General features: G+C 35.0%; 26 protein-coding genes and 1 tRNA gene. 21 read left to right on the top strand and 6 right to left on the bottom strand.

What is annotated here, in order from left to right; genetic code table 11:
* Positions 1-182 precede the first annotated feature (182 nt).
* From AC6CHK_RS12425 to AC6CHK_RS12395, 7 genes are all read left to right on the top strand, one after another.
* On the top strand, positions 183-1,019 hold the full coding sequence (locus tag AC6CHK_RS12425; RefSeq protein ID WP_498096589.1) for a rhamnogalacturonan acetylesterase: 837 nt from the start codon (positions 183-185) through the stop codon (positions 1,017-1,019).
* Positions 1,020-1,025: 6 nt separating this feature from the next.
* Entirely contained in the window at positions 1,026-2,687 is a 1,662-nt protein-coding gene (locus tag AC6CHK_RS12420; protein ID WP_498096587.1) for a glycoside hydrolase family 28 protein, read from the top strand.
* Positions 2,688-2,697: 10 nt separating this feature from the next.
* Complete coding sequence (locus AC6CHK_RS12415; RefSeq protein WP_498096585.1) at positions 2,698-3,603, top strand: alpha/beta hydrolase; 906 nt, start codon at positions 2,698-2,700, stop codon at positions 3,601-3,603.
* A gap of 5 nt (positions 3,604-3,608) precedes the next feature.
* Entirely contained in the window at positions 3,609-4,586 is a 978-nt protein-coding gene (locus AC6CHK_RS12410; RefSeq protein ID WP_498096583.1) for a pectinesterase family protein, read from the top strand.
* A gap of 146 nt (positions 4,587-4,732) precedes the next feature.
* Positions 4,733-5,470, top strand: a complete 738-nt coding sequence (locus tag AC6CHK_RS12405) for a rhamnogalacturonan acetylesterase (RefSeq protein WP_498096581.1) — start codon at positions 4,733-4,735, stop codon at positions 5,468-5,470.
* Positions 5,471-5,646: 176 nt separating this feature from the next.
* Positions 5,647-5,991: a cupin domain-containing protein gene (locus AC6CHK_RS12400; RefSeq protein WP_498096579.1), complete on the top strand. Its 345-nt coding sequence runs from the start codon at positions 5,647-5,649 to the stop codon at positions 5,989-5,991.
* A gap of 184 nt (positions 5,992-6,175) precedes the next feature.
* Positions 6,176-7,078, top strand: a complete 903-nt coding sequence (locus tag AC6CHK_RS12395; RefSeq protein WP_498096577.1) for an alpha/beta hydrolase — start codon at positions 6,176-6,178, stop codon at positions 7,076-7,078.
* A 68-nt stretch (positions 7,079-7,146) separates the two neighbouring features.
* Here the strand turns inward: AC6CHK_RS12395 and pelA are convergent, their stop codons facing one another.
* The 5 genes from pelA to mce form a co-directional block, all read right to left on the bottom strand.
* Positions 7,147-8,169 (bottom strand): pectate lyase, encoded by a 1,023-nt coding sequence (pelA, locus tag AC6CHK_RS12390; RefSeq protein WP_498096575.1) that lies wholly within the window; start codon positions 8,167-8,169, stop codon positions 7,147-7,149.
* Between the two features lie 5 nt (positions 8,170-8,174).
* On the bottom strand, positions 8,175-9,362 hold the full coding sequence (locus AC6CHK_RS12385; protein ID WP_498096573.1) for a BT3233 family polysaccharide utilization protein: 1,188 nt from the start codon (positions 9,360-9,362) through the stop codon (positions 8,175-8,177).
* A 178-nt stretch (positions 9,363-9,540) separates the two neighbouring features.
* The gene (locus AC6CHK_RS12380) at positions 9,541-10,155 is read right to left on the bottom strand and encodes a DUF4142 domain-containing protein (protein WP_498096571.1); all 615 of its coding nucleotides are present in this window, start codon (positions 10,153-10,155) and stop codon (positions 9,541-9,543) included.
* A 241-nt stretch (positions 10,156-10,396) separates the two neighbouring features.
* Positions 10,397-10,470 (bottom strand) — tRNA-Ile (locus AC6CHK_RS12375).
* A 62-nt stretch (positions 10,471-10,532) separates the two neighbouring features.
* A complete protein-coding gene (gene mce / locus AC6CHK_RS12370) occupies positions 10,533-10,931 on the bottom strand; it encodes a methylmalonyl-CoA epimerase (protein ID WP_498096569.1) in 399 nt (132 codons plus the stop codon).
* A gap of 92 nt (positions 10,932-11,023) precedes the next feature.
* On the opposite strand from mce, the gene rbfA reads away from it, so the two are divergent.
* From rbfA to AC6CHK_RS12335, 7 genes are all read left to right on the top strand, one after another.
* Positions 11,024-11,383, top strand: a complete 360-nt coding sequence (rbfA, locus tag AC6CHK_RS12365; RefSeq protein ID WP_498096567.1) for a 30S ribosome-binding factor RbfA — start codon at positions 11,024-11,026, stop codon at positions 11,381-11,383.
* A 6-nt stretch (positions 11,384-11,389) separates the two neighbouring features.
* A complete protein-coding gene (locus tag AC6CHK_RS12360; protein ID WP_498096565.1) occupies positions 11,390-12,595 on the top strand; it encodes an ABC transporter permease in 1,206 nt (401 codons plus the stop codon).
* A gap of 49 nt (positions 12,596-12,644) precedes the next feature.
* On the top strand, positions 12,645-14,414 hold the full coding sequence (locus tag AC6CHK_RS12355; RefSeq protein ID WP_498096563.1) for an endonuclease: 1,770 nt from the start codon (positions 12,645-12,647) through the stop codon (positions 14,412-14,414).
* 60 nt (positions 14,415-14,474) lie between these two features.
* Positions 14,475-15,212, top strand: coding sequence for a shikimate dehydrogenase family protein (locus AC6CHK_RS12350; protein WP_498096561.1), 738 nt, complete (start codon positions 14,475-14,477; stop codon positions 15,210-15,212).
* Positions 15,213-15,286: 74 nt separating this feature from the next.
* Entirely contained in the window at positions 15,287-17,098 is a 1,812-nt protein-coding gene (locus AC6CHK_RS12345) for a DUF349 domain-containing protein (protein ID WP_498096559.1), read from the top strand.
* 61 nt (positions 17,099-17,159) lie between these two features.
* A complete protein-coding gene (gene ribD / locus AC6CHK_RS12340) occupies positions 17,160-18,185 on the top strand; it encodes a bifunctional diaminohydroxyphosphoribosylaminopyrimidine deaminase/5-amino-6-(5-phosphoribosylamino)uracil reductase RibD (RefSeq protein ID WP_498096557.1) in 1,026 nt (341 codons plus the stop codon).
* Positions 18,186-18,196: 11 nt separating this feature from the next.
* Positions 18,197-18,799, top strand: coding sequence for an IMPACT family protein (locus tag AC6CHK_RS12335; RefSeq protein WP_498096555.1), 603 nt, complete (start codon positions 18,197-18,199; stop codon positions 18,797-18,799).
* A gap of 2 nt (positions 18,800-18,801) precedes the next feature.
* Here the strand turns inward: AC6CHK_RS12335 and AC6CHK_RS12330 are convergent, their stop codons facing one another.
* Positions 18,802-19,509: a zinc metallopeptidase gene (locus AC6CHK_RS12330; protein ID WP_498096553.1), complete on the bottom strand. Its 708-nt coding sequence runs from the start codon at positions 19,507-19,509 to the stop codon at positions 18,802-18,804.
* Between the two features lie 107 nt (positions 19,510-19,616).
* Here AC6CHK_RS12330 and AC6CHK_RS12325 point away from each other — a divergent pair, with 107 nt between their 5' ends.
* From AC6CHK_RS12325 to AC6CHK_RS12295, 7 genes are all read left to right on the top strand, one after another.
* On the top strand, positions 19,617-20,741 hold the full coding sequence (locus AC6CHK_RS12325) for a GNAT family N-acetyltransferase (protein ID WP_498096551.1): 1,125 nt from the start codon (positions 19,617-19,619) through the stop codon (positions 20,739-20,741).
* Position 20,742: 1 nt separating this feature from the next.
* On the top strand, positions 20,743-20,919 hold the full coding sequence (locus AC6CHK_RS12320) for a hypothetical protein (protein WP_498096549.1): 177 nt from the start codon (positions 20,743-20,745) through the stop codon (positions 20,917-20,919).
* Positions 20,920-21,040: 121 nt separating this feature from the next.
* Positions 21,041-21,412 (top strand): NADH-quinone oxidoreductase subunit A, encoded by a 372-nt coding sequence (locus AC6CHK_RS12315; protein ID WP_498096547.1) that lies wholly within the window; start codon positions 21,041-21,043, stop codon positions 21,410-21,412.
* A 100-nt stretch (positions 21,413-21,512) separates the two neighbouring features.
* Positions 21,513-22,073: an NADH-quinone oxidoreductase subunit B gene (locus AC6CHK_RS12310; protein WP_498096545.1), complete on the top strand. Its 561-nt coding sequence runs from the start codon at positions 21,513-21,515 to the stop codon at positions 22,071-22,073.
* 8 nt (positions 22,074-22,081) lie between these two features.
* The gene (locus tag AC6CHK_RS12305) at positions 22,082-22,576 is read left to right on the top strand and encodes an NADH-quinone oxidoreductase subunit C (RefSeq protein WP_498096543.1); all 495 of its coding nucleotides are present in this window, start codon (positions 22,082-22,084) and stop codon (positions 22,574-22,576) included.
* 72 nt (positions 22,577-22,648) lie between these two features.
* Positions 22,649-23,872 (top strand): NADH-quinone oxidoreductase subunit D, encoded by a 1,224-nt coding sequence (locus AC6CHK_RS12300; protein ID WP_498096541.1) that lies wholly within the window; start codon positions 22,649-22,651, stop codon positions 23,870-23,872.
* A 99-nt stretch (positions 23,873-23,971) separates the two neighbouring features.
* Positions 23,972-24,481, top strand: a complete 510-nt coding sequence (locus AC6CHK_RS12295) for an NADH-quinone oxidoreductase subunit NuoE family protein (protein ID WP_498096539.1) — start codon at positions 23,972-23,974, stop codon at positions 24,479-24,481.
* Positions 24,482-24,490: the final 9 nt, after the last annotated feature.

Raw genomic sequence — 24,490 nt, 5'->3', positions numbered from 1 at the left:
TTTGGTTAAACGCAAAGTCGCAAAAAATATTACACGCATTATGCTTTAAGACGCAAGGATTTTATCTTCGATAAAATTTAACACTGTAAAATTTGCTGAAAATATTTGATTTTCTTGCGCCTTAAACATCATTAAACTTAAATCTTTGCGCCTTTGCGATTACCAACAACATAAAATTAGGCATGAACAAAAAAGTCTTTAATATAGTTTCATTTTTATTTGTCGTTTTGCTTTTGTCTGCATGCAAATCACAGGATAATGCTCAAAAAGTAACGCCAAAACATAATAAAAAAGTTGCTCATATTTACCTCATCGGCGATTCTACAATGGCAGATTACACCGGAGATTACGAGCCCGGAAAAGATTATATGAAAGTTCGTTATCCGATCACAGGATGGGGGCAGGTTTTTCAGCCGTTTTTTGTGAATGACAGTTTGAAAGCTTTTTCAGCATTAAAAGATTCTGTGAAAATCATTGACAGAGCACATGGCGGAAGAAGTACCAGAACTTTTTTTCAGGAAGGAAGATGGCGATATGTTTATGAAAATCTTCAAAAAAATGATTATGTATTAATGCAATTCGGTCACAACGACGCATCAGAAAAACATACAGAACGTTACGTAAATATTGAAGGGTATAAAGAATTTTTGAGATTATTTGTAACTCAGACTTTACAGAAAGGAGGAAAACCAATCATCGTAACTCCTGTTGCAAGAAATTATCCGTGGAAAGATGGGAAACTTGAAAATGTACATGGAGAATATTGGCAGGCTCCGATCGATATTGCCAAAGAAATGAGCATTCCTTATATTGATTTGAATAAATTGTCGATGGATTTTTTCACACAAAAAGGACAGGAATTTACAACCAGTCATTATTTTATGAACCTTCCGGAAGGAGTTTATGAAGCATATCCAAAAGGCCAGAAAGACAATACACACTTTCAGCCTGAAGGTGCAAAAGCGGTAGCGCAAATGGTTTTCACAGAATTTAAAAATATAATTAAAACTACTAAATAAAAAATAATGAAGAAGTCTTTTAAAATTGTTGGTATCGTTTTAGCCATGATGTTTTCGGGACAAGCGCAGTCACAAAACATAGATATTTATAAGGATATTGAATTTAAAATGCCTCAGGTAACAGAAACTTCTTTTCCGGCAAATACAGTTTCCATCACACAATTTGGAGGTATTGCTGGCGGGAAAATAAAAAATACAGAAGCTTTTAAAAAAGCAATTGACGCTTTGGTGAAAAAAGGAGGCGGAAAGCTGGTTGTCCCAAGAGGAATGTGGCTAACCGGGCCTATCGTTTTGCAAAGCAATATCAATCTGCATGTTGAAGAAGGCGCATTTGTAGTTTTCAGTAAAGATAAAAACGATTATCCTTTGGTAGACGTAAGTTTTGAAGGCTTGAATACTATTCGTTGCCAGTCTCCGATTTCAGCAAAAAATGCAAAAAATATTGCCATCACCGGAAAAGGTGTGATCGACGGAAGCGGCGATGCGTGGAGAGCAGTTAAAAAAAGTAAAGTTGCAGAATCTCAATGGAAACAGATTGTAGCTTCAGGCGGAATTGTTTCTAAGGACGGAAAAACATGGTATCCTTCAGAAAGCTATAAAAAAGGATTTGAAAGCAGCTCCAGTTTCAATGTTCCCGATAAAATTTCAAAATCTGAACTTGAATCTGTAAAAGATTTCCTTCGTCCGGTAATGGTAAGTATCGTGGGTTGCGATAAAGTTCTTCTTGACGGACCAACTTTTCAGAATTCTCCGGCCTGGAATTTACATCCTTTGATGTGCTCAAATGTTATTTTAAGAAATCTTACGGTAAGAAATCCGTGGTATTCTCAAAATGGTGACGGTGTAGATTTGGAATCTTGTAAAAATGTTTTGATTTACGACAATACTTTTGATGTTGGTGATGATGCGATTTGCATTAAATCAGGAAAAAATGAAGACGGAAGAAAAAGAGCAATGCCAACAGAAAACGTAATCATCAAAAATAATGTGGTTTATCATGGTCACGGAGGTTTTGTGATCGGCAGTGAAATGTCTGGTGGTGTGAGAAATATTCATGTTTCAGATTGTACATTTATTGGAACTGATATCGGTCTTCGTTTCAAAACAACTCGTGGAAGAGGTGGTGTGGTTGAAAACATTTATGTAAAAAACATCGATATGATCAATATTCCAACTCAGACGATTGGATTTAATATGTTCTACGAAGGAGCTTCTCCGGTTTTGGAAGACGGGCAAAAAGAGGAAGGGAATAAAGCTCCCGAAAAAACATTCCCGGTAACTGAAGAAACGCCTATTTTCAGAAATATTTATTTTAAAAACATCAATGCAGTTAATTCTTACGAAGCGATTACCATCAATGGTTTGGCTGAAATGAATATCAAAAATATTGTCATTGAAGATTCTCAATTTGAGACTAAAAAAGCTTTAACAATAGTTGATGCAGACGGAATTGTTTTAAAAAATGTAAAGCTGAAATACAGTGAAGGAACCGGTGCTGTCATTTACAACAGTAAAAATATTGACCTTTCAACTCTTCAGTTGGAATCTGTTCAAAAGCCAACAATTAAAGTGTTGGGAAATAAAACATCAGCGGTAAAACTCCCGAAAGATGTAAAAGGCGAGCAACTTAGCATTTCAAAAGAAATCGCAAAAAACGCAGTTAAATAATTTATTTAATATGAGTTTTCGCAAACTATATTTTCTTTTTGTTTTTTTTGTAGGAGCAAAAGCATTCGGCCAGACTCAACGGCCGAATGCAACTCCTTACACCAACGAAGCGACTTACGAAAAACTTAAAAAAAAGCATCCGTTTATTACTCTGCTGAACAGGCCAGTTCCCGCAAATATCGGAATTGATAAAAATGTGGAATATGCCAATATCAACGGTTTATTTTTGAAGGCAGATATTTATTATCCGCTCGATAAGACAAAAAAACATCCGGGAATTGCTTTGGTTCATGGCGGCGGCTGGATTTCGGGAAGTAAGGAAAATGAAAAGTTTATGGCTCAGGAATTGGCGGCTAAAGGTTATGTTGCCATCGCCGTCGGTTATCGATTGGCAGACTCTGCAAAATATCCGGCAGCAATTGATGATGTAGAAAACGCCATAAAATATTTAAAAAAGAATAAAAGTAAATATTCATTAAATTCTAAAAAAATTGCAATTTCAGGCGAATCGGCAGGAGCTCAGATTGCAACTTTGGTCGGTGTAAAATCTAAAAATAAGATCAAAGCCATTATAAATATTGACGGAATTGTTTCATTCATTCATCCTGAAGCCGAAGAAAGTACTTACGCAGCTTACTGGCTTGGCGGCGACAGAAATGTCAATTTAAAAAACTGGACAGAAGCTTCGCCTTTGGAATTTGTTGATAAAAACACGCCTCCTACTCTATTCATCAATTCTTCACAGCCACGCTTCCATGCGGGAAGAGATGATATGATGAAAAAACTGAAAAGTTTTAATATTCCGACAGAGTTTCATGAAATTAAAGATTCACCGCATTCATTTTGGAGCGCAGAACCTTGGTTTACACAAACATTGAATTTGACCATTCAGTTTTTAGATAAAAATTTAAAATAACCTTTATGAAGAAGTTTTTTTTAATATTCGTTATGTTTTTCGCTCAATTTTTGTGGGCGCAGAATTCTCCTTACCGCACAATTACGGTCTCAAAAGATGGAAGTGGAGATTTTGCAGCAATTCAGAAAGCGATCAATTCTGTAAGAGATTTTGGGCCTTCAGAAGTTTTAATTAAAATAAAAGCGGGAGTTTATAATGAAAAGATAGTCATTTCGTCCACAAAACATAAAATCATTTTACAAGGCGAAAATCAGGAAAATACGATCATTACCAACAATGATCATTCCGGTAAAATAGATGCTGATAATGAAAAAATGACGACTTTCAATTCGTACACGCTTTTGGTAATGGCTGATGATATTAAAATTGCTAATCTTACCATTCAAAACAGTTCTTGCAACGAAGGACAAGCCGTTTCGCTTCATGTGGAAGGCGATCGTTTTATGATTAAAAATTCTAAAATTATTGGTTGTCAGGACACGGTTTACACAGGCGGAAATCACAGCAGACAATATTATGAGAATTGTTATATCGAAGGAACGACAGACTTTATTTTCGGTTCGGCAACGGTTGTTTTTAAAAGCTGCGTCATAAAAAGCATGACCAATTCGTATATTACAGCGGCTTCAACTGATGAATCAAAAAAGTACGGCTACGTTTTCTTCGACTGTAAACTGATCGCAAAAGAAGGAATTACAAAAGTTTTTCTGGGAAGACCTTGGAGAGCGTTTGCAAAAACAGTATTCATCAATACCGAAATGGATAATCACATTGTTCCTGAAGGCTGGAATGCCTGGAAAGGCGATAAAATGTTTCCCGATAAAGACAAAACCGCTTATTATGCTGAATATGGAAGCAAAGGAGAAGGAGGAAATATCACTCAAAGAGTTCCTTGGTCACATCAGCTGACGAAAAAGGAAGTAAAAAATTATACAATTAAAAATATTTTTGGAGACTGGAATCCAATTATGAGTAATAAGTAATTGGTAATGAGCAATTATATCAACTAACATAATAAGATGTTTCGCTCAGCATAACACCGTGACAAAAATGCAGCTAATCAATGCAGTTAGTATTAGAGATGTCATGCTGAGCGGAGTCGAAGCATCTAGTAAATATTAATTTAAAAATGAAAAAAATACTTTTAGTGCTGAGCGTTGTAATTTCAACCATTGTTTTAGCTCAGAAAAAACCAACCCTATTCTTGATCGGCGATTCTACAATGTCAAACAAAGACAATCCTGACAAAAATCCGGAACACGGTTGGGGACAAGTTTTACCACAATTTTTAACCAGCGGAATCGAAGTTCAGAATCACGCAATGAACGGAAGAAGCTCAAAAAGTTTCAGGACAGAAGGAAGATGGGACAAAGTTGAGAAACAGCTTAAAAAAGGTGATTTTGTAATCATTCAGTTTGGTCATAATGATCAGAAAGTGAAAGATTCCACAAAGTTTACCAATCCTCATACACAATACAGAGCCAACCTGGAAAGATACGTGAAGGAAACCAGAGCAAAAGGTGCAACTCCGATTTTGATGACTTCAATTGTTAGAAGAAATTTTAACGAAAACGGAGTTTTAATTGATACTCATACAGATTATCCATTGGTTGTGAGAATGGTTGCTAATGATATGAAAGTTGCTTTTGTAGACATGCAATTATTGACCGAACAAATGGAAATTTCCAACGGCCCGGAAAAATCAAAACTGCTTCACCTGCATTTCAAAGAAGGCGAAAATGCATATTTCCCAAAAGGAAAATCGGATGATACGCATTTGTCGAGATTGGGAGCTGAAACTGTTGCAAAACTGGCTTTAAGCTCTTTGAAAGATTTAAAAATTGGTTTAGAAAAGTATATTAAATAATTCTCTCGCTTGTTTCACAGATAAAAAAAATTTAAAATCAACGAGAAAGAAATAAACAATTAGTTTGTCATTCTGACGAAGGAAGAATCTCAACAAATAAAGATGATTCTAAATAATTAAAAAGATTCTTCACTACACTTCGTTTATTCAGAATAACAAACACAAAAATCATAAAAATGAATTTCAAAAAAGAGTCGTTTTTCGACGGCAATTCAGAATGGGAAAACTTGGGCGGCGGTGTTTCCAGACAATTTGTGGGATACAATTCTCAGGTAATGATGGTTATTGTAAAATTTGAGAAAGATGCGATCGGTGCTTTACATCAGCATTTTCATTCTCAAATCACTTACGTTGCTTCAGGAAAATTTGAAGTGACTGTTGACGGTGAAACAAAAGTTTTGGAGAAGGGTGATGGATTTTTTGCACAGCCTAATATTTTTCACGGTGTAAAATGTCTGGAAGAAGGCCAATTGATTGATGCTTTTACTCCGTTTAGAGAGGATTTCTTAATTCTTAAATAGTTAAAAACGCAAAGACGCAAGTTTTTAATATGCAACATTTAAATTAAGGCGCAAGGATTTTATCTCCGATAAAATTTTACACTGAATAACTGAAAATCTTTAATTTTCTTGCGCCTTAAAACATAGATAATTTAGAAACTTTGCGCCTTTGCGATTAGCCAACATAAACTAAATTTTAAAATAAATGAAAAAATCGATTTTCGTCTTAATAATTTTGATTTTTGGTCAATTATCAGCACAGGAAAAAATTAATGTTTGGCCAAAAGGACAAATGCCCAATTCCAAAGGATTGAAACTCAAAACCGAAGAAAAAGATGGCAGAATTGTACAAATAAAAGAAACCGAGCTTTTTGCTTTTTTGCCTCCGAAAGAAGACAGAAAAAAGATGGCTGTCATCATCATTCCAGGTGGCGGATATTACAAGCTTACTTATGATCTGAATGGTTTTCAAATAGCAAAATGGTTCAATACTTTAGGGATTTCTGCTTTCGTTTTAAATTACAGACTTCCGACTTCGCCCGATCTTAAGCAAAGAGAAATTGCTCCGTTGCAGGATATTCAGGCGGCTATAAAATACATCAGAAAGAATGCTTTAGAATATGGCATTTCGCCGGATCAGGTTGGAGTAATCGGAACTTCCGCAGGCGGACATCTGGCTGCGTCCGTCAGCAATATTGCAACAGATTTTACGGAATTAAAAGGAGATTGGGAAAATATTCCTACCGTTCCGGATTTTGCGATTTTAGTTTCTCCTGTTATCGATTTGGGTGAATTTGCACATGTTGGAAGCCGCAACAGTTTGCTTGGTGATAACGCATCGCCACAAAAAATAAGCGAATATTCTATGCAGAATCGTGTGACCGAAAAAACACCGCCAACAATTTTACTTCATGCTCAAAATGATAAAACAGTTCCTGCGATGAACAGTATTCTTTATTATCAGGCAATGACAAAAAATAAGGTGAAAGGAGCATTATTTATTTTCCCTGAAGGTGAGCACAGAATCGGAATTACCAATAAAACCGAATTGACCGACAATTGGAAAAAGCTATGTTCAGACTGGCTTAAAACGTTAATTAATAAATAATTTAACTTTACAAAAACTACTTTTTAGCAAAATAAAATCCTGATGTTTTCGCATCAGGATTTTAAGTTTTATTCAGAAATCTTATTTCTTTTCAGCCATTTCGGATATTCGTTGCTGATCAGTTTTGCAGGCCATTCTCCGTACCAGCTGTAACCATTTCGGCGCTCTTCGGAAACTTCATTATAATTATATTTTACACTTCCGTCACGATCTCCGAAAATAGGTTTGTTGTTATTAATATCATAAAACCTTGCCCAAACAACTGAATTTTTGTCGGCAATCAAATTTCTTTCTGCCTTTCCGTTTTCTTTTGTCATGCTGTAGCTATATCCTTCAATATCATTTTCTTTAAACCATTTTACAGCGGAACGTATTGACTTTTCAATGTCCGGATTCAGAGTCTGCATCATAAGAAATTTCACAATCGTTGCCGATTCTGCTGTTGCTAAAGAAACTGGCTCAAAAGCTCTTGCTTTTTCGGGTTGAAGCGTGATTTCGTCATATTGATCCGCCCAGATTGAAAGGTTTTCATTTTGCATTATCTGAGTTTTCAGAATACATTGAATCCCTTTTTGCAAAGCAATTTTAGATTTTTCTTTTAATTTGGAATCAACAGCTGCAAAAGCCTCTTTTTCTTCTGCAGTGTTGTACAAAACGGTTAATGCATTAATCATCGCATTATCATTATAAGTGATCTGTTTTCTGTAAATCGACGTATTCGGATAATATTGAGGAAAACCGCCATTTTCATATTGCATTGTAAGCAAATACTGAATTCCTTTCTCTGCGGATCTTAAATATTCCGGATTTTTTGTGTTTTGAAAAGCTTTTAATAAACCATTAATTTCTCTTGAAGTTGCATTATTATCAATCGTTGCAAAATCATTATTGGTTTCTTTAATTATTTTTAAAAGCTTGGTGTCTATTTTTAAAGTATAATCAACATTTTTTTTGTCACTTGTGTGTTTTCCCCAACCACCGTTTGGAAGCTGGTAAATCATCATTTTTTCCGCTAATGTATCTTTCACCTGAGCCGAAAAAGATATTGTCGCCAAACAAAACAATGATGAATATATTTTTAAATTGATCATTTATTTTATTTGAATTTAATAATTAAAGGATTCGCAATAATTTGTGATTGCTTCTGCAGCAGTTTTTCCCAATCTTCACGAGTTTGTATTTGTCCGCTTTTCTGCCATGCAAATCCTGCATAATAAGTCAGTTTTTTTTGAGGTTTTACGACAACCAACAAATTACTTTGGTCGGGAACATTTGATTTTCTTGCCCAAGCTTTTTCTACAATTTTTGGTTCTACAACGATTCCTTCGCCTACAAACGCATCATCAATCTTTTCCCAATGAAGATACCATCCGTTTTTATTGTTGAGTTTTACTTCACCTTCATTTTTGTGTAAAGTAATTCCTATAGCGTAATTGGGAACCTGTTTTTCTGATTCAAAAGTAGATTCAAATTTAGAAAAATTAGATCCTAAATCTAAAGAAATCCTTTTTGTCTCACGAATTCCAAATTCACTCCACGGATTATAAGTTAATTCAAAAACAGTTCTCAAAGGACCTTCAGCAATGGTTTTGGAAGCCGCAAAATTTTGAGAAACCATCAAACTGTCATTTTTCCAAACTCCGATGCCTCCCGTTCCGCGGCTGTCTCCGACATGATACGGATCGTAACCTTCACCTCTTGTATCTTTATGATAAAACATAGGATCTGAAAGATATCCCTGATACCATTTGTTGATTATCGGTTGATCTGTTCTTTTAAACCAAATATCAACTCCGCTAGAAAGTGTGCTTCCTTTTACTTTGGCTAAAGCTTCCCGTTGCCCTTTCGGACCATAAACCCTGAATGCAATTTTATCATTTTCCCAGGTGTAATCATCGGCACGCTCGGGAACCAATCTGGAAAATGTTGTAAGTTTGCTTTCAGGAACCTGAGTTTCTGCGTCGGCAAGGATTGTGTAAGTATTTGTTTTTTTAGCATCAATATTTACCTGAAATAATAATTCATCATTTTTACCATCTCCATTATAATCAATCCATTGTATGGTTAAATATTTATTTTGCGGGTCTTTAATTCTGAGATCGGCTTCTTTATTGTGACTTAAAAAAGTTTTTAAACTTTTAGCAGGAATTGAAACAACTTCAGATCTGGAAAAGTTCTGAGTATTTTTAATCTGTATTAAATTTTGTGCCTTTACAACATCAACACATGAAATGCAATCGATTGCGCAAATAATTCCAATTAACCATTTTTTGCTTACCATCATATTTATCCTTTTTACCAAAAATACCAAAAAAGTTGGATATTTCATTGAAGTTTCTAAAATTTCTTAAAAACTATTAGTGAGAAATTTAATTATTAAAAATTGCTATAAGAAAGACCCAGATTAAATCCAGGTCTTTCTTTGTTGAACTCTTTCGTAACGTATTTATTTTTTAAGCACTTTATTTTACTGCCTTTTTCGCTTTTTCAGATTCCATTAAATGATGTTCTAAAGTTGGAAGAGTTTTACTTGCAAAAGATTTCAATGAAGTTTCTGAACCACCTGAAGCTTCTTTCTTGAATTCCTCAATATCTTTCTTGTGATCACTAACCATAAGATCAGTATACATACGATCGAATTCGGCTCCCTTTTTCGCCTTCAAATCATCATATTTTTTCTGTTTTTCAGCATCTAAACTGGTTGGTAAAGTGTAGCCAATTGTAGATGCCCAGGTTTTGAGTTCGTCGTTGGCTTTACCGTGATCTTTGACCATCATTTCTCCCAACGCCTTTACAGTTGCATTGGTCGCATTACTCGCAGCAAGTTGCCCCATCATTACTTCCATCATTCCACCCCTTGCGGCGGCATCAGCAAATTTTTTGTCCTGGTCGCTTAAGGAATTTGCCGCATTATTGGTGTTCGACATCGCGGTAGAATCATTCATCGTCATACCTGAATCAGCCGGAGCAGTCATCACTTCCGGACTGTCAACAGAATTGTTTACATCTGTAGTTTCATTTTTTTTGCATGCCACCATAGCAAAAACCGCTAGAATAGCTAAAATTGAATTTTTCATAATAATAATTTAAAATGGTTATAGATAAATTGAAATAATCATAGCTTCCTCAAACATGTAACAATTTATTTGCCAAAATTATCTTCATCAATTCTGCGGTTTATTTTTTAATTTTCTATAAGTATAATTTGGAAATTAGATTTTGTAACCTTTGTAAATGAATTACATTAATGATAAATATTTCTGCACATTTACTTTACAATAAAAAAACACTTACATTTCTGTAAGTGTTAATTAAAAGTGGTCCCACCTGGGCTCGAACCAGGGACCACCTGATTATGAGTCAGGTGCTCTAACCAACTGAGCTATAGGACCTCAAAATTTGGTTAAATTTTGTGATTGCAAAAATAGTAAAATTTCTTTCACTACAAAATTTTTTATGGTTTTTCTTGGCAAAGTTCCACCAATACTCCGTTTGTAGATTTAGGATGAAGAAAAATAACCAATTTATTATCAGCGCCTTCTTTAGGCTCTTCGGAGATAAACTGAAAACCATTATTTTTTAATCTTTCTATTTCATTCTTAATATTATCAACGCCAAAAGCCAGATGATGAATGCCTTCCCCTTTTTTATCAATAAATTTCGAAATCGGACTTTCAGGGTTACTTGCTTCTAAAAGCTCTATTTTACTTTCCCCGGTTTCATAAAAAGAAGTTATCACACCTTCCCTTTCTACAGTTTCTTTTTTATATGATTCTTTGCCTAAAAGTTTTTCAAAAAGCTCATCAGAAAGTCCCAAAGATTTTACGGCAATACCAATATGTTCTAATTTCATAAATATATTAAAATAATTAAATTGTAATTTTGATACAACGACCAATTTTTCGAAGTATCAATTCAAACAAAAATAGTAAATTTGCAGAACTTATGGAAAGTAACAGACAAAGAAAAGTAGCACAAATAATACAGGAAGATTTCGCAGAGCTTTTCCGCAAACAATCGGCAGAAAGCAAACAAAGTTTTTTAGTTTCTGTTTCGGACGTGAAAGTGACACCGGATTTGGGGATTGCCAAAATTTATTTAAGCATTTTCCCACAAGAATTTCGACCTTCAATCATGAAAGAAATCGAGGAAAACAAAGCCCAATACAGAAATTTTCTGGGTCAGAAGATGGGCAAGCAGGTTCGGATAATTCCGCAGCTGAATTTCTACCTGGATACTGCTTTGGATGATGTAGAAAGACTTGAAAAAGAATTAAGAGGCGAAGGCGACAATCCTGTTTTGTAGAAAATCTTGAAGAATATTGCATTTTATATAGCATCACGTTACCTTTTATCCAAAAAAGGAAGCACGGCCGTTACGTTTATAACGTGGCTTGCGGTTGGAGCGATGAGTGTTGCTGTGGCTGCAATGTTTGTCATTATTTCTGTTTTTTCAGGTTTGGAAGTTTTTAATCAAAACCTCATTTCGAATCTTCATGCTGATTTGACGATTAAAAGCACTTCCGGGAAAACCATTAAAGATTTAAATAAAATCAATACTGTTTTAAAAAACAATAAAGAAGTTTCAAATTTTTCCAGGCTTATCGAAGAAAAAGTGTATCTGAACTATGCTGGAAAAGGTGATATTGCTTATTTAAGAGGTGTAGATTCGGCTTATATTAAGGTAAATCCTATCAACAAAGCTATTTTTTACGGTAAATATCCAAGCTTCCAATATTCGAATGAAGTAATAATGGAGTATTCGTTGGATAACAGATTATCAATTCCGGTGGATACATCGACTGATTTTGCTACCGTTTTTATGCCGAAATCCGGGACCGGAATCATCAACAAAGAGGAAGATATCTACAATAAAAAAGAAATTCTTGTAACAGGAGTTTTTCAGGGAAATGATCAGCTCAACAATTATATCATTGCGCCGATCGAGATGTCCGAACAATTACTGGATTTGCCAAAAAATTCTGCTTATCAAATTGTAATTAAGCTTAAAAATCCCGAAAAAACAGATCAGGTAAAACAAAATTTACTTTCGTCGCTTGGTAAAGGCGTTGAAATAAAAACAAAACAGGAAGAAAATGCAGCTTTCTGGAAAATGATCAATACCGAAAAGCTTTTTATTTATCTTATTTTTGCTTTGGTGATTTTTATTACTACTTTTAATTTGGCTGGTGCAATTATTATTTTGCAGCTTGACAAAAAACAACAAGCAAAATCATTGATTTCATTAGGCTTTCCGTTGAGTCATCTTAGAAAAACTTACTTTTATACAGGCATTTTAATTGTTGTCTTGGGAATTATTTCAGGTTTGATTCTAGGAAGTATTTTATGCCTGTTTCAGCTTTATACAGAATTCTTCAAAGCGGTTGAAGATTTGCCATTCCCTGTAAAGATTGTTGCTAAAAATTATTTTATCGTAGCCGCGACTGCTTCTGTATTTGGCATTTCAATTTCCTGGTTCTTTTCAAAAATTAGTAAAGATTATATTACTAAAAATTAACATCGTACGGTTTACTTTTTTTGTATTTTTGGTTTCAAATATTACAAAAATGAAACAAAAATTCTTTTCTTTTTTACTAAGCATTTTATTCATTAATGCTTTTGCACAAGCTCCGGCTAATTATTATAATGGAACAGCCGGCCTTACAGGTGCGCAGCTAAAAAGCCAGTTAAAAACAATAATTACAAACGGTCATCAGGATTTGGGTTATGGCGGTTTATGGATTGCCTACCAAACAACAGACAGAGATTATTTCTATGAAAATGATGGAACTATTCTGGATATCTATTCCGAAAGACCTTCAGCAGCAGATCCTTACAACTATACAGTAGCTACAGACCAATGCGGAACTTATTCCAACGAAGGCGATTGCTATAACAGAGAGCACATCGTGCCGCAAAGTTTATTTAATGAAGCTTTTCCGATGAAATCTGATGTTCATTTCATAAGAGCAACCGATGGAAAAGTAAATGGAATAAGATCTAATTTTCCTTTCGGAAAAGTAGGAACAGCAGATTATACATCTGAAAATGGCTCTAAAAGAGGAAATTCTGTATCGTCGGGATATTCAGGGACGGTATTTGAGCCGATTGATGAATTCAAAGGTGACGTTGCCCGAATGGTATTTTATTTTGTAACAAGATATGAAACTCAATTATCAGGTTTTGGTTCAGGAAATATGCTTGGAAATTCTGCTTATCCCGGATTACAGGTTTGGCAACTAAACCAGCTTTTGGCATGGCATGCAGCAGATCCGGTATCGCCGGTTGAGGTTTCCAGAAACAATGCTTCGTACACTTTTCAGGGAAACAGAAATCCGTACATTGATAATCCTTCATTTGTAAATTTGGTTTGGGGAACTCAGTCAACCGATACGCAGGCTCCGACAACTCCAACGAATCTTGTTGCCAACAACCCAACTTCAAGCTCGATCTCATTAAGCTGGACTGCATCGACTGATAATGTTGGAGTAACAAGCTATTCAATTTATGTAAACGGAACATTGCATTCTACAGTTACCGGAACTACTGCAACAATTCAGAATTTAACTCCAGCAACGACGTATTCTTTCCGTATTATTGCTAATGATGCAGCAGGCAATTCTTCGCAGCAGAGTAATACCGCTACCGGAACTACACTTTCAGGACCTGTTGGTGGAAGCTGCGGAACTGAAGATTTTTCTAAAATTCCATCAACAGGAAACACTTATGGAACCAGAACCTGGACAAACAATAATATTACCTGGACGGCCACAGATGCAAGAACAGATGAGACAATCAACGGAAAAGCAATAACAATCAGAAACGGAAATCTTACGAGCACAACTGTTTCTGGAGGCATTCAAAGCTTGACGGTTACCACTCAATTGAAGTATTCGGGATCTTCAAATAATCTTAATGTTGAAGTAAACGGCGTAGTTGTAGGAGCAATTCCGTACAGTTCAACAGTAACAACCACCACAATTAATATCAATGTTCCAGGAAATGTAAGCGTAAAACTTATCAATCCTATCAGTGGAAACAGAGTGGCTATTGATGATCTTAGCTGGACATGCTACAGCACATTAAGAGCCGTAGAATCAACAAAAGAAAAATCATTCAGCGTTTATCCAAATCCGGTAAAAAACCACGAACTTTTTGTGAAAGGTGAAAATCTGAACAAAATCCTTAAAGCTGAAATTTATGATCTTTCAGGAAAGCTTATTCAGACCATCGAAAGTCCTTTCAGAAAAGCTGATAAAATCAATATTTACGGAATTAAAAAAGGAACTTACATTCTTAAAACCGATAACAATTCTACAAAATTCATTGTAGATTAATCAAATAAAATATTTTAAATTTAAAGACCGTTTTTTCGGTCTTTTTTTTATTTTTGATGTATGGATTCCAATAAAAAACTTGGCCTTGTCGGCAGAAATATTTCTTATTCTTTTTCTAAAAAATACTTTGAAGATAAATTTCAAAAGCTGATGCTGAATAATTTCTCGTACGATATTTTTGATCTGAAAGAAATCAATGAGATTGAAAACCTGTTTTCAGATTCCGGGATTTTAGGATTCAATGTGACTATTCCTTATAAAGAAAAAATCATCGATTATCTGGACGAATTAAGCGATGAAGCAAAAAAAATAGGAGCCGTGAATTGCGTTTTAATTGAAAACGGTAAAAAAATAGGTTATAATACCGATGCTTTCGGTTTTGAAAAAACTTTATTAATCCATAAAAAACCGCATCAGGATTCTGCTTTGATTTTGGGAAATGGAGGCGCTGCAAAAGCAGTGAAATATGTATTGGATAAAAACGGAATTTCATCAAAAACTGTTTCAAGAAACTCTGAAATCAATTTTGAAAATTTAGACATCGAAACTGTAAAAAAACACAAAATCATTATTCAGTGCACACCCGTCGGTACATTCCCAAATACCGAAGAATGCCTGAATTTTCCTTTTGATGGCCTTTCAAAAGAGCATTTGGTGATTGATCTTATTTACAATCCGAATTACAGCAAATTCATCATTAATTCATCAGAAAAAGGAGCAAAAACAGTGAATGGATATTACATGCTTGAACAGCAGGCAGAAAAAGCCTGGGAAATTTGGAATAATAAAAAAAAATAGCATAAATTAGTGCCTTATTTGGCTTTTTTGCTATATTTAAAAGATATTAACGCCACTCACATAAAAGATTTGCTATGACTACAGAAAACAATCTTTCTGAAAACGAAGAAAATAAGATTTCTCCCGAGGAAACTCAACAGGAAACATCAGAAAATAAACCTTCAAACGAAGAAAATACACCCGAAGAAGAAACTGAACATTCCGAAGAAAATCATGTGGAAGAAGTTGATCTTTCTCTTGCTGATACGCTCAAAGAAATGGAAAAGATCATTAATTCTAATAATGCAGGGGAAAATTATAAAAAATTCAATGCATTAAAAGAGAAAGCAAATCACGCCATTCATGATGAAATAGAAGAAAAGAAACACGAATATACAGAAGCCGGAAACGCTCCTGAAAACTTCAGTTATGAGCATCCTTTGCAATCGAGACTTTCTGCTCTGATCCATATTTTCAGAGAAAAACATGATGATTACCAAAAAGGACAGGAAGTTGAGCAAAAGAAAAATCTTGAGCATCGCCAGGACCTTATCGAAAGGCTGAAAAATCTTTATACCAATTCTGAACCGGGAACCAATCTTTTCAAATCGATCCGTGAGATCAAAGAAGAATGGTCAAAAGCCGGTCAAGTGGCCAAATCTGAATTTAAAATTCTTAATAATAATTATTTTCATCATCTGAATCAGTTTTATCAGATGCTGGATCTAAATAAGGAATTTCTGGAGCAGGAATACAGCCACAATCTTGAAAAAAGACAGCACATCATTGCCCGCGCCAAAGAACTGGAAAATGAGCCTGTCGTACAAAAAGCATTAAACGAATTACAATATCTTCATAAACTTTGGAAAGAAGAAGCCGAACCTGTATCTGAAGAATTCCGTGAAAAAACGTGGGAAGAATTTAAAGAGATTTCCAATAAAATTCACGAAAGAAAATCTGAGCTTTCGGCAGCAATAGAATCTGAGCAAAACGCCAATCTTGAAAAGAAAAACGAGATCATTGCCGAGATCAAAAAAATGTCTGAACCGAAGGAAACTCCAAACCACGGATATTGGCAAAATGCTATTAAAAGAGTTGAAGAGCTACGTTCCGAATTTTTAAAAATAGGAAGCGTGCCAAGAAAATTATCCAACAACAACTGGAATGATTTTAAAACGACATTAAGAGCTTTTAATACAACAAAAAACAATTATTATAAATCATTAAAAGGTTCGCAGCAGGAAAATCTGGAGGAAAAATTAAAATTAATCCAGACGGCTAAAGACAATATGCTTTCCGAAGATTGGGATATTGCGGTGGCATTATTCAAAAAACTTCAGGAAGACTGGAAAAAGATCGGCCACGTTCCAAAAAGCATGACTAATAAAATCTGGGATGAATTCCGTGAAGCGTGCAATACTTTCTTTAATAATTACAGAGAAAAAAGCAATGCTTCTACCGATAACTGGAAAGAAAATTATAAGCTTAAAAAAGAGATTCTTGAAGAGCTGAAAACGATTACCGACGAAGAAGGAAGCATCGAGAAGATTGAAAACATCAAAACTTCGTGGAATAATATCGGGAAAGTACCAAGAGATAAAATCGCCATCAATTCTGAATTCAACAAAACTTTAAGAGAAAAACTAAAGCTTAATAAAATCAATGAACTTGAGCTGAAAGAAGAAGGACTTTCTGAAAATCAATTGACAGATAAGGCAAGAAAAATTAAGAATCAGATTTCAGATCTTGAATCCGAAATTGTAAAACTGGAGAATAATTTGTCGTTCTTCAATAAGCCATCAAGAGAAAATCCTTTATTAAGGGATACTTATAATACGATTGATGACAAAAAGGCTCATTTGGAGACTTTGAAACAGAATCTTCACAATATTATTTCGGGAGACTAAAAAATATAATACAATTAAACAAAGGCGAAGCAAAGAAATTTGTCTTCGCTTTTTTCATCATATGCAGGACGAATTTTACATAAGAAGATGTATCGAGCTGGCTCAAAAAGCAGTCGGAAATACCTACCCGAATCCTTTGGTCGGAAGCGTGATTGTTTATAACGGAAAAATAATCGGTGAAGGTTATCATCATAAAGCCGGAGAAAATCATGCTGAAATCAATGCTATTAATTCAGTTGCGGATAAAAGTCTGATTCCGGAATCTACAATTTATGTTTCGCTCGAACCTTGCGCTCATTACGGAAAAACCCCACCTTGCGCTTTAAAGATCAAAGAATTAGGATTTAAAAGAGTCGTGATCGGAGCAATGGATTCTCATGATAAAGTGAACGGAAAAGGAAAAAAGATCATTCAGGATGCCGGAATTGAAGTTCTTTCTGGCGTTTTAGAGAAAGAATGTATTGAATTGAATAAAAGATTTTTTACTTATCACGAAAAGAAAAGGCCTTATATAATCCTGAAATGGGCACAATCCAATGACGGATTTATGGATAAAGATTTTAAGCCGCAACAAATCAGCAATTCTCTCACAAAACAATATGTACACGAATTAAGAAATAACGAGCATGCAATTCTGATCGGTACAATGACGGCTCTTCGCGATAATCCGAGTTTGACAACAAGAGAAATTACAGGAAGAAATCCTATCAGAATTTTAATTGATATTGATTTGAAAGTACCAAAAGATTACAATATTTATAATCATGAAGCTGAAACCTGGATTTTTAATTCTGTTAAAAATTCTGAAGAAGGAAATATAAGATTTATAAAAACCGAACGTGAAGATTTCATTGAAAAGCTCCTTAAAAAACTATATGAATTGCAGATTCAATCTGTGATTGTGGAAGGCGGTAGTTTGGTGCTGCAACAGTTTATCAATGCCGGTTTGTGGGATGAAACTCTTGTCATAAAAAATAAAGAATTAACGATCGGAAACGGGACAAAAGCTCCGAAATTTGAACACATTCCTTTTGAAACGAAAAATTTCAGAGACAATATTATTGAATTTCATAAAAACACAATGTAGAGGCTTGTAAAATGCACGAATATAAAACCATAAATCAACCCGTTGAAAATATTCTTTTAAAAGAAAAAGGAAGTAAATTCATCGGATTTGCTTATCCGGTAAATAATGAAACTGAACTTAAAATTGCTTTAGAAAAAGTAAAAGCAGAACATCCAAAAGCAACTCATCATTGTTACGCATTCAGAATTGGCTTAAATGGTGAAAATTACAGAACAAATGATGACGGAGAACCTTCCGGAAGTGCAGGCTTACCAATTTACAATCAGCTTTTGGCTAATGAAATCACCAATGTTTTAGTTATTGTCGTTCGTTATTATGGCGGGACAAAACTCGGTGTTTCAGGTTTGGTAAAAGCTTATAAAGAATCAGCAAAAATCACTTTGGAGGAATCCGAAATTATCATTAAAGAACTGGAAACTGAAATAGAGATTCATTTTAATTTTAATCAACAAAATACGGTCTTTACCTTACTTTCAAAATTTGATGCAAAAGTACTGAATTTTGATGCCGATGAAAACTGTATTCTTACCGCTACATTAAAAACTGCCCAAAAAGAAAACATCTCTGAAAAACTATCTGAGATGCAATATATTTCTTTCGAATTTAAAGACTAAATTTATCTTCGGCTACTCATCAGAATAGAAACCCAGTATAAAAGTTGCGCCAGAGATCCGATTGCCGCTACAAGATAAGTTCTTGCCGCCCAAGTCAGGCTGTCTTTTACACCTACAAATTCTTCTTCAGTTACGGTTCCGGTATCTTTTAACCATTTCATTGCTCTATTACTCGCATCGTATTCTACAGGAAGTGTTATAAAAGCAAATAGTGTGGTCGCAGCAAACATAATAACACCAATCATCAATACCAATGTATTTCCATTTGGATTATCGATGGATCGTGTTGCTATCATAATTCCGATCCCTGCAATGATAACAAACTGCATTAAGTTTGAGCTGATTTGTACAACAGGAACCAGCTTTGATCTCAGTTGTAACATAGAATATCCTACCGCATGCTGTACCGCGTGCCCACATTCGTGAGCTGCAACTGCTGCTGCTGCAGCATTTCTCTGCATATAAACACCTTCGGAAAGGTTTACTGTTTTGTCTGCAGGATTATAATGGTCTGTTAATTGTCCGGGAACTGATATCACCTGTACATCATGGATTCCGTTGTCTTTCAACATTTTTTCTGCCACTTCTTTTCCTGAAAGTCCATTTCTAAGATGTACGTTGGAGTAATACTCAAATTTAGATTTCAATCTTGAGGAAACCAGCCAGCTTACTAGCATCGAGATTCCTATAATAAGATAATAACCTGTCATTTTTTTTGAAATTTAATATGTAAATAATTCTATTAACAGATGTAAAAATTGTGCCAAAGTATTGACATTTATTAATTATATTTGTGCTGAATTAACCTAAAAACACTATGTCTGAAGTTTCGGTTCTCGAAGTAAAAACGCCTAGCGAATTAAAACAATTTGTAAAATTTCCGATGGAATTATACAAAAACAGCCCATATTTTGTACCTTCTTTTATTAATGATGAAATTAAGGTTTGGGATCCTAAAGAAAATCCTGCGCTGAATTATTCTGAAGCAAAACAGTTTCTTGCATTCAAAAACAATAAAATTGCAGGAAGAATTGCCGCAATTATCAATCATAAGGAAGAAAAAGAACTCGGCATAAAAAAAGTGCGTTTTGGCTGGATCGATTTTATTGATGACAAAAAAGTTTCAAAAGCTTTAATTGATACTGTTATTAATTTTGCTAAAGATCACAAAATAGATAATATTGAAGGTCCGATGGGCTTTACGAATCTTGATAAAGCGGGAATGCTGACTTTCGGATTTGATAAAATTGCCACAATGATTGGCATCTACAATCATGAATATTATCCTCAACACATTGAAAGTCTCGGTCTTGTAAAAGCTAAAGAATGGGTGGAGTTTGAAATGAATTTTCCTAAAATTTTACCTCCAAAAGTGGAAAAATTCAGCAAACTGATTGCCGAAAAATACAATCTCAAAGTTTTAAAATTTAAAAATAAAAAAGAGATTTTACCATTCATAAATCCGATGTTTAAATTGTTGGACGAAACTTATAAACACCTTTCAACCTACACTCCGATTTCTGAAGAACAGATCAAAACATACCGTGAAAAATTCTTCCCTTTAATTGCAAAAAACTATGTAATCTGCGTTGTAGACGAAAACAACCAGCTGATTTCTTTTGCCATTACAATGCCTTCTTATTCAAAAGCTTTGCAAAAAGCAAAAGGGAAACTTTTACCTTTTGGCTGGTGGCATTTTTTGCAGGCAGAAAAGAAAAATGACCGCGCCAATTTTTATCTGATCGGAATACATCCCGAATACCAAAGACGCGGTGTGACGGCAATTATTTTTAAAGAAATTTATGAGCGGTTCACCAGCATGGGAATCGAATATGCAGAAACCAATCCCGAGCTTGAAGAAAACAAAAGCGTGCAGGTACTTTGGCAAGACTACAATCCTGTCAACCATAAAAGAAGAAGAACGTATTCTTTAAAATTCTAAAATGAAAATACATCTTATATTTTTTGCGGTTCTGATTGCAGGATTTATCTCTTATAATGTCTTTTTTCAGGTAGAAGATGACAGAACAGATACCATCATCAATATACTTTATGCGAGTGTGCTTTTTGGTTATATTGGTTTTATGGCTCTTCTTCTCCTTAGAAAAATGAAGAAATAAACGCTATTTTTATTGATTCTAAATTATTGCTTTTGCTCAATTTCATCATACTTTTAAGTTGATTAATTTCATGCTTTCTTGTTTATTCCCTAAATTTGCAACTTGAGATAATAATGTAAAAATGAATTTACCTGAAAGTTATATTCCGATCCTCATACAAGCCGCTGTAGCCATAGGTTTTGTTGCTATTTCTTTACTTGGAGCTCATTTTTTGGGGCCGAAGCAAAAAAAGGGGAATTCTGTGAAAAACCAAAGTTGGGAATGTGGTGTAGCCGTTGAAGGAAATGCAAGGACTCCGTTCTCGATAAAATATTTCTTGACTGCAGTGCTTTTTGTACTATTCGATATTGAAATTGTGTTTTTTTATCCGTACGCCGTAAACTTCAGAGAATTTGGTATCGAAGGATTCTTTGCCGTGCTTACTTTCGTTGCGATTTTCTTTCTTGCCTTTTTCTATGTTTGGAAACGTGGCGCTTTAGACTGGGATAAATAACGATTATAATTTTAAATAAGAAATTTAGATAAATGCGATTAAATTAAAGTTAACATCAACCGTAATTTATCATCTAAATTAAAATCTTAAAATAACAAAAATGTCAGATCAAAAACCAATAATAAAAACAGATGCCCCCGCTCCCGAAGGATTTGAAGGAGAAGGGTTTTTCGCAACAAAACTGAGCAGTGTGGTCGGTATGGCAAGAAAGTTTTCTCTCTGGCCTTTGCCTTTTGCAACCTCTTGTTGCGGTATCGAATTTATGGCAACATTAAACCCAACATACGACGCATCAAGATTTGGTATGGAAAGAAACTCTTTCTCGCCAAGACAAGCAGATATGTTGATGGTTTGCGGAACTATATCAAAAAAATTAGGCCCTGTTTTAAAAGAAGTTTACACTCAAATGGCTGAGCCAAAATGGGTTGTAGCTGTCGGAGCATGTGCTTCAAGCGGAGGTATTTTTGACACTTATTCAGTTTTACAGGGAATTGATAAAATTATTCCTGTAGACGTTTATGTTCCCGGATGCCCGCCAAGACCGGAGCAGATCATTGAAGGCGTAATGCAGGTGCAGGCTTTGGCAGAAAGCGAAAGCATCAGAAGAAGAGATATGCCCGAATATCAAAAATTGTTAGATTCTTACAACATTAGCAATTAACGGAAAAAATGACGAACGAATTTGTATTAGAAGCAATAACAAGAGAATTTCCGGAATCTGTGATTTCAAGTTCAGAGCCTTATGGGATGCTGACTATTGAAATAAAAAAAGAAGACATCAAAAAGGTGATTCATTACCTTAAGGATTCATCTTTAGAAATAAATTTTCTTACAGATATTTGTGGAATCCATTACCCAGAATTTCCTGAAAAAGAAATAGGCGTTATCTACCATTTGCATAATATGATGACTAATTTCAGAATTCGTCTGAAAGTCTTTATGTCAAGAGAAAACATAGAAGTTGATTCTCTTACCGAATTATATGCAGGAGCAAACTGGATGGAAAGAGAAACGTTTGATTTCTACGGAATTAAATTTAAAGGGCATCCTGATTTAAGGCCTATTTTAAATATGGAAGATCTTGGATATCATCCAATGCTGAAAGAATATCGTCTTGAAGATGGTACAAGAACGGATAAGGACGACGCAATGTTCGGAAGATAAAATTTGAAATTCGATATTTATGTTTGAAGTTAAAAATTTCAAATCTTAAATATCAAATCTGCAATAAATATTATGAAAGATAACTCATTATCTAATATACTTAACCAGCACCAAAGTAAGGAACAAATTGACGGGCAACTATATACCCTCAACTTGGGACCTACTCACCCTGCAACACACGGTATTTTCCAAAATGTGCTCACAATGGATGGAGAAAGGATTCTTCATGCTGAGCAGACTGTTGGATATATTCACAGAGCTTTTGAGAAAATTTCTGAAAGGAGAAACTTCACTCAAATCACAACTCTTACCGATCGTATGAATTACTGTTCTGCGCCAATCAACAATTTTGGATGGCACATGACGGTAGAAAAACTTTTGGGTGTTGAGGTTCCGAAACGTGTAGATTATCTCCGAGTGATTCTTATGGAATTGGCTAGAATCGGAGATCATTTGATCTGCAACGGAGTTACAGGGATGGATGCAGGCGCAATTACAGGTCTTACTTATATGTTTCAGGACAGAGAAGCTATTTACGATATGTATGAGCAGATCTGCGGAGCCAGAATGACAACCAATATGGGAAGAATCGGAGGCTTTGAAAGAGATATCAATCCTAAATTCCATGAGCTTATTCAGGATTTTATTAAAACATTTCCTAAAAGATTTGGTGAATTCTGCTCTTTATTGGAAAGAAACAGGATTTTCATGGATAGAACCATTGGCGCAGGCGGAATCTCGGCTGAGCGTGCATTAAGCTATGGTTTTACAGGTCCAAACTTACGTGCAGCAGGTGTAGATTATGATGTAAGAGTCGCACAACCTTATTCTTCTTATCAGGATTTTGATTTTATCATTCCTGTAGGAACCGCCGGCGATACGTATGACAGATTTATGGTTCGTCAGCAGGAAATCTGGGAATCTTTAAAAATTATAAAACAAGCTTACGAAAATCTTCCTGAAGGGGATTTCCATGCAGATCTTCCGGATTTTTACCTTCCAGAAAAAGCTGATGTTTACAATAAAATGGAAGCGTTAATCTATCACTTTAAGATCGTAATGGGGGAAACTGATATTCCGAAAGGAGAAGTTTATCACGCAGTAGAAGGTGGAAACGGAGAATTAGGATTCTATTTGGTAAGCGATGGCGGAAGAACGCCGTACAGATTGCATTTCAGAAGACCTTGTTTCATCTATTATCAGGCTTATCCTGAGATGATTACGGGCTCTGTAATTTCAGATGCGATCGTTACAATGTGTAGTATGAATATTATTGCGGGAGAATTAGACGCATAAAAAGAAGATGTCAGACATCAGCAGATGTTAGACTCTTCGCTTTTATATATAAATTTAAAATCTGATGTCTGAAATCTGGCATCTGAAATCTTAGATAAAATGAGCGAAACAATAGCTTTTAAACCAGAAAGTTTACAGCAGGTAGATAAAATTATCGCTAGATATCCTGAAGGAAAACAAAAATCTGCCCTTCTTCCTGTGCTGCATATTGCACAGAAGGAATTTGGAGGTTGGTTAGACGTTCCTGTGATGGATTATGTTGCTGAATTATTAAGTATAAAGCCAATTGAAGTATACGAGGTTGCAACTTTTTATACAATGTTCAATATGAAGCCAGTTGGTAAATATGTTTTGGAAGTTTGCAGAACGGGACCTTGCATGGTTTGCGGAAGCGAAAAGATCCTTAATCATATCAGAACCAAACTCAACATAAAAGATGGTGAAACTACCGAAGATGGTATGTTTACATTAAAGCCTGCTGAATGTCTTGGTGCTTGTGGATATGCGCCGATGATGCAGTTGGGAAAATTCTTTCATGAAAATTTAACGATAGAAAAAGTAGATGAAATCCTTGATCTTTGCAGAGAAGGACAAATCGCTTTAGATTAATTAAAATAT

Source organism: Chryseobacterium sp. GQ58, assembly GCF_059758895.1.
Note: the sequence above shows the minus strand (reverse complement) of the source record. Positions and strands in the feature narration are given on the sequence as shown.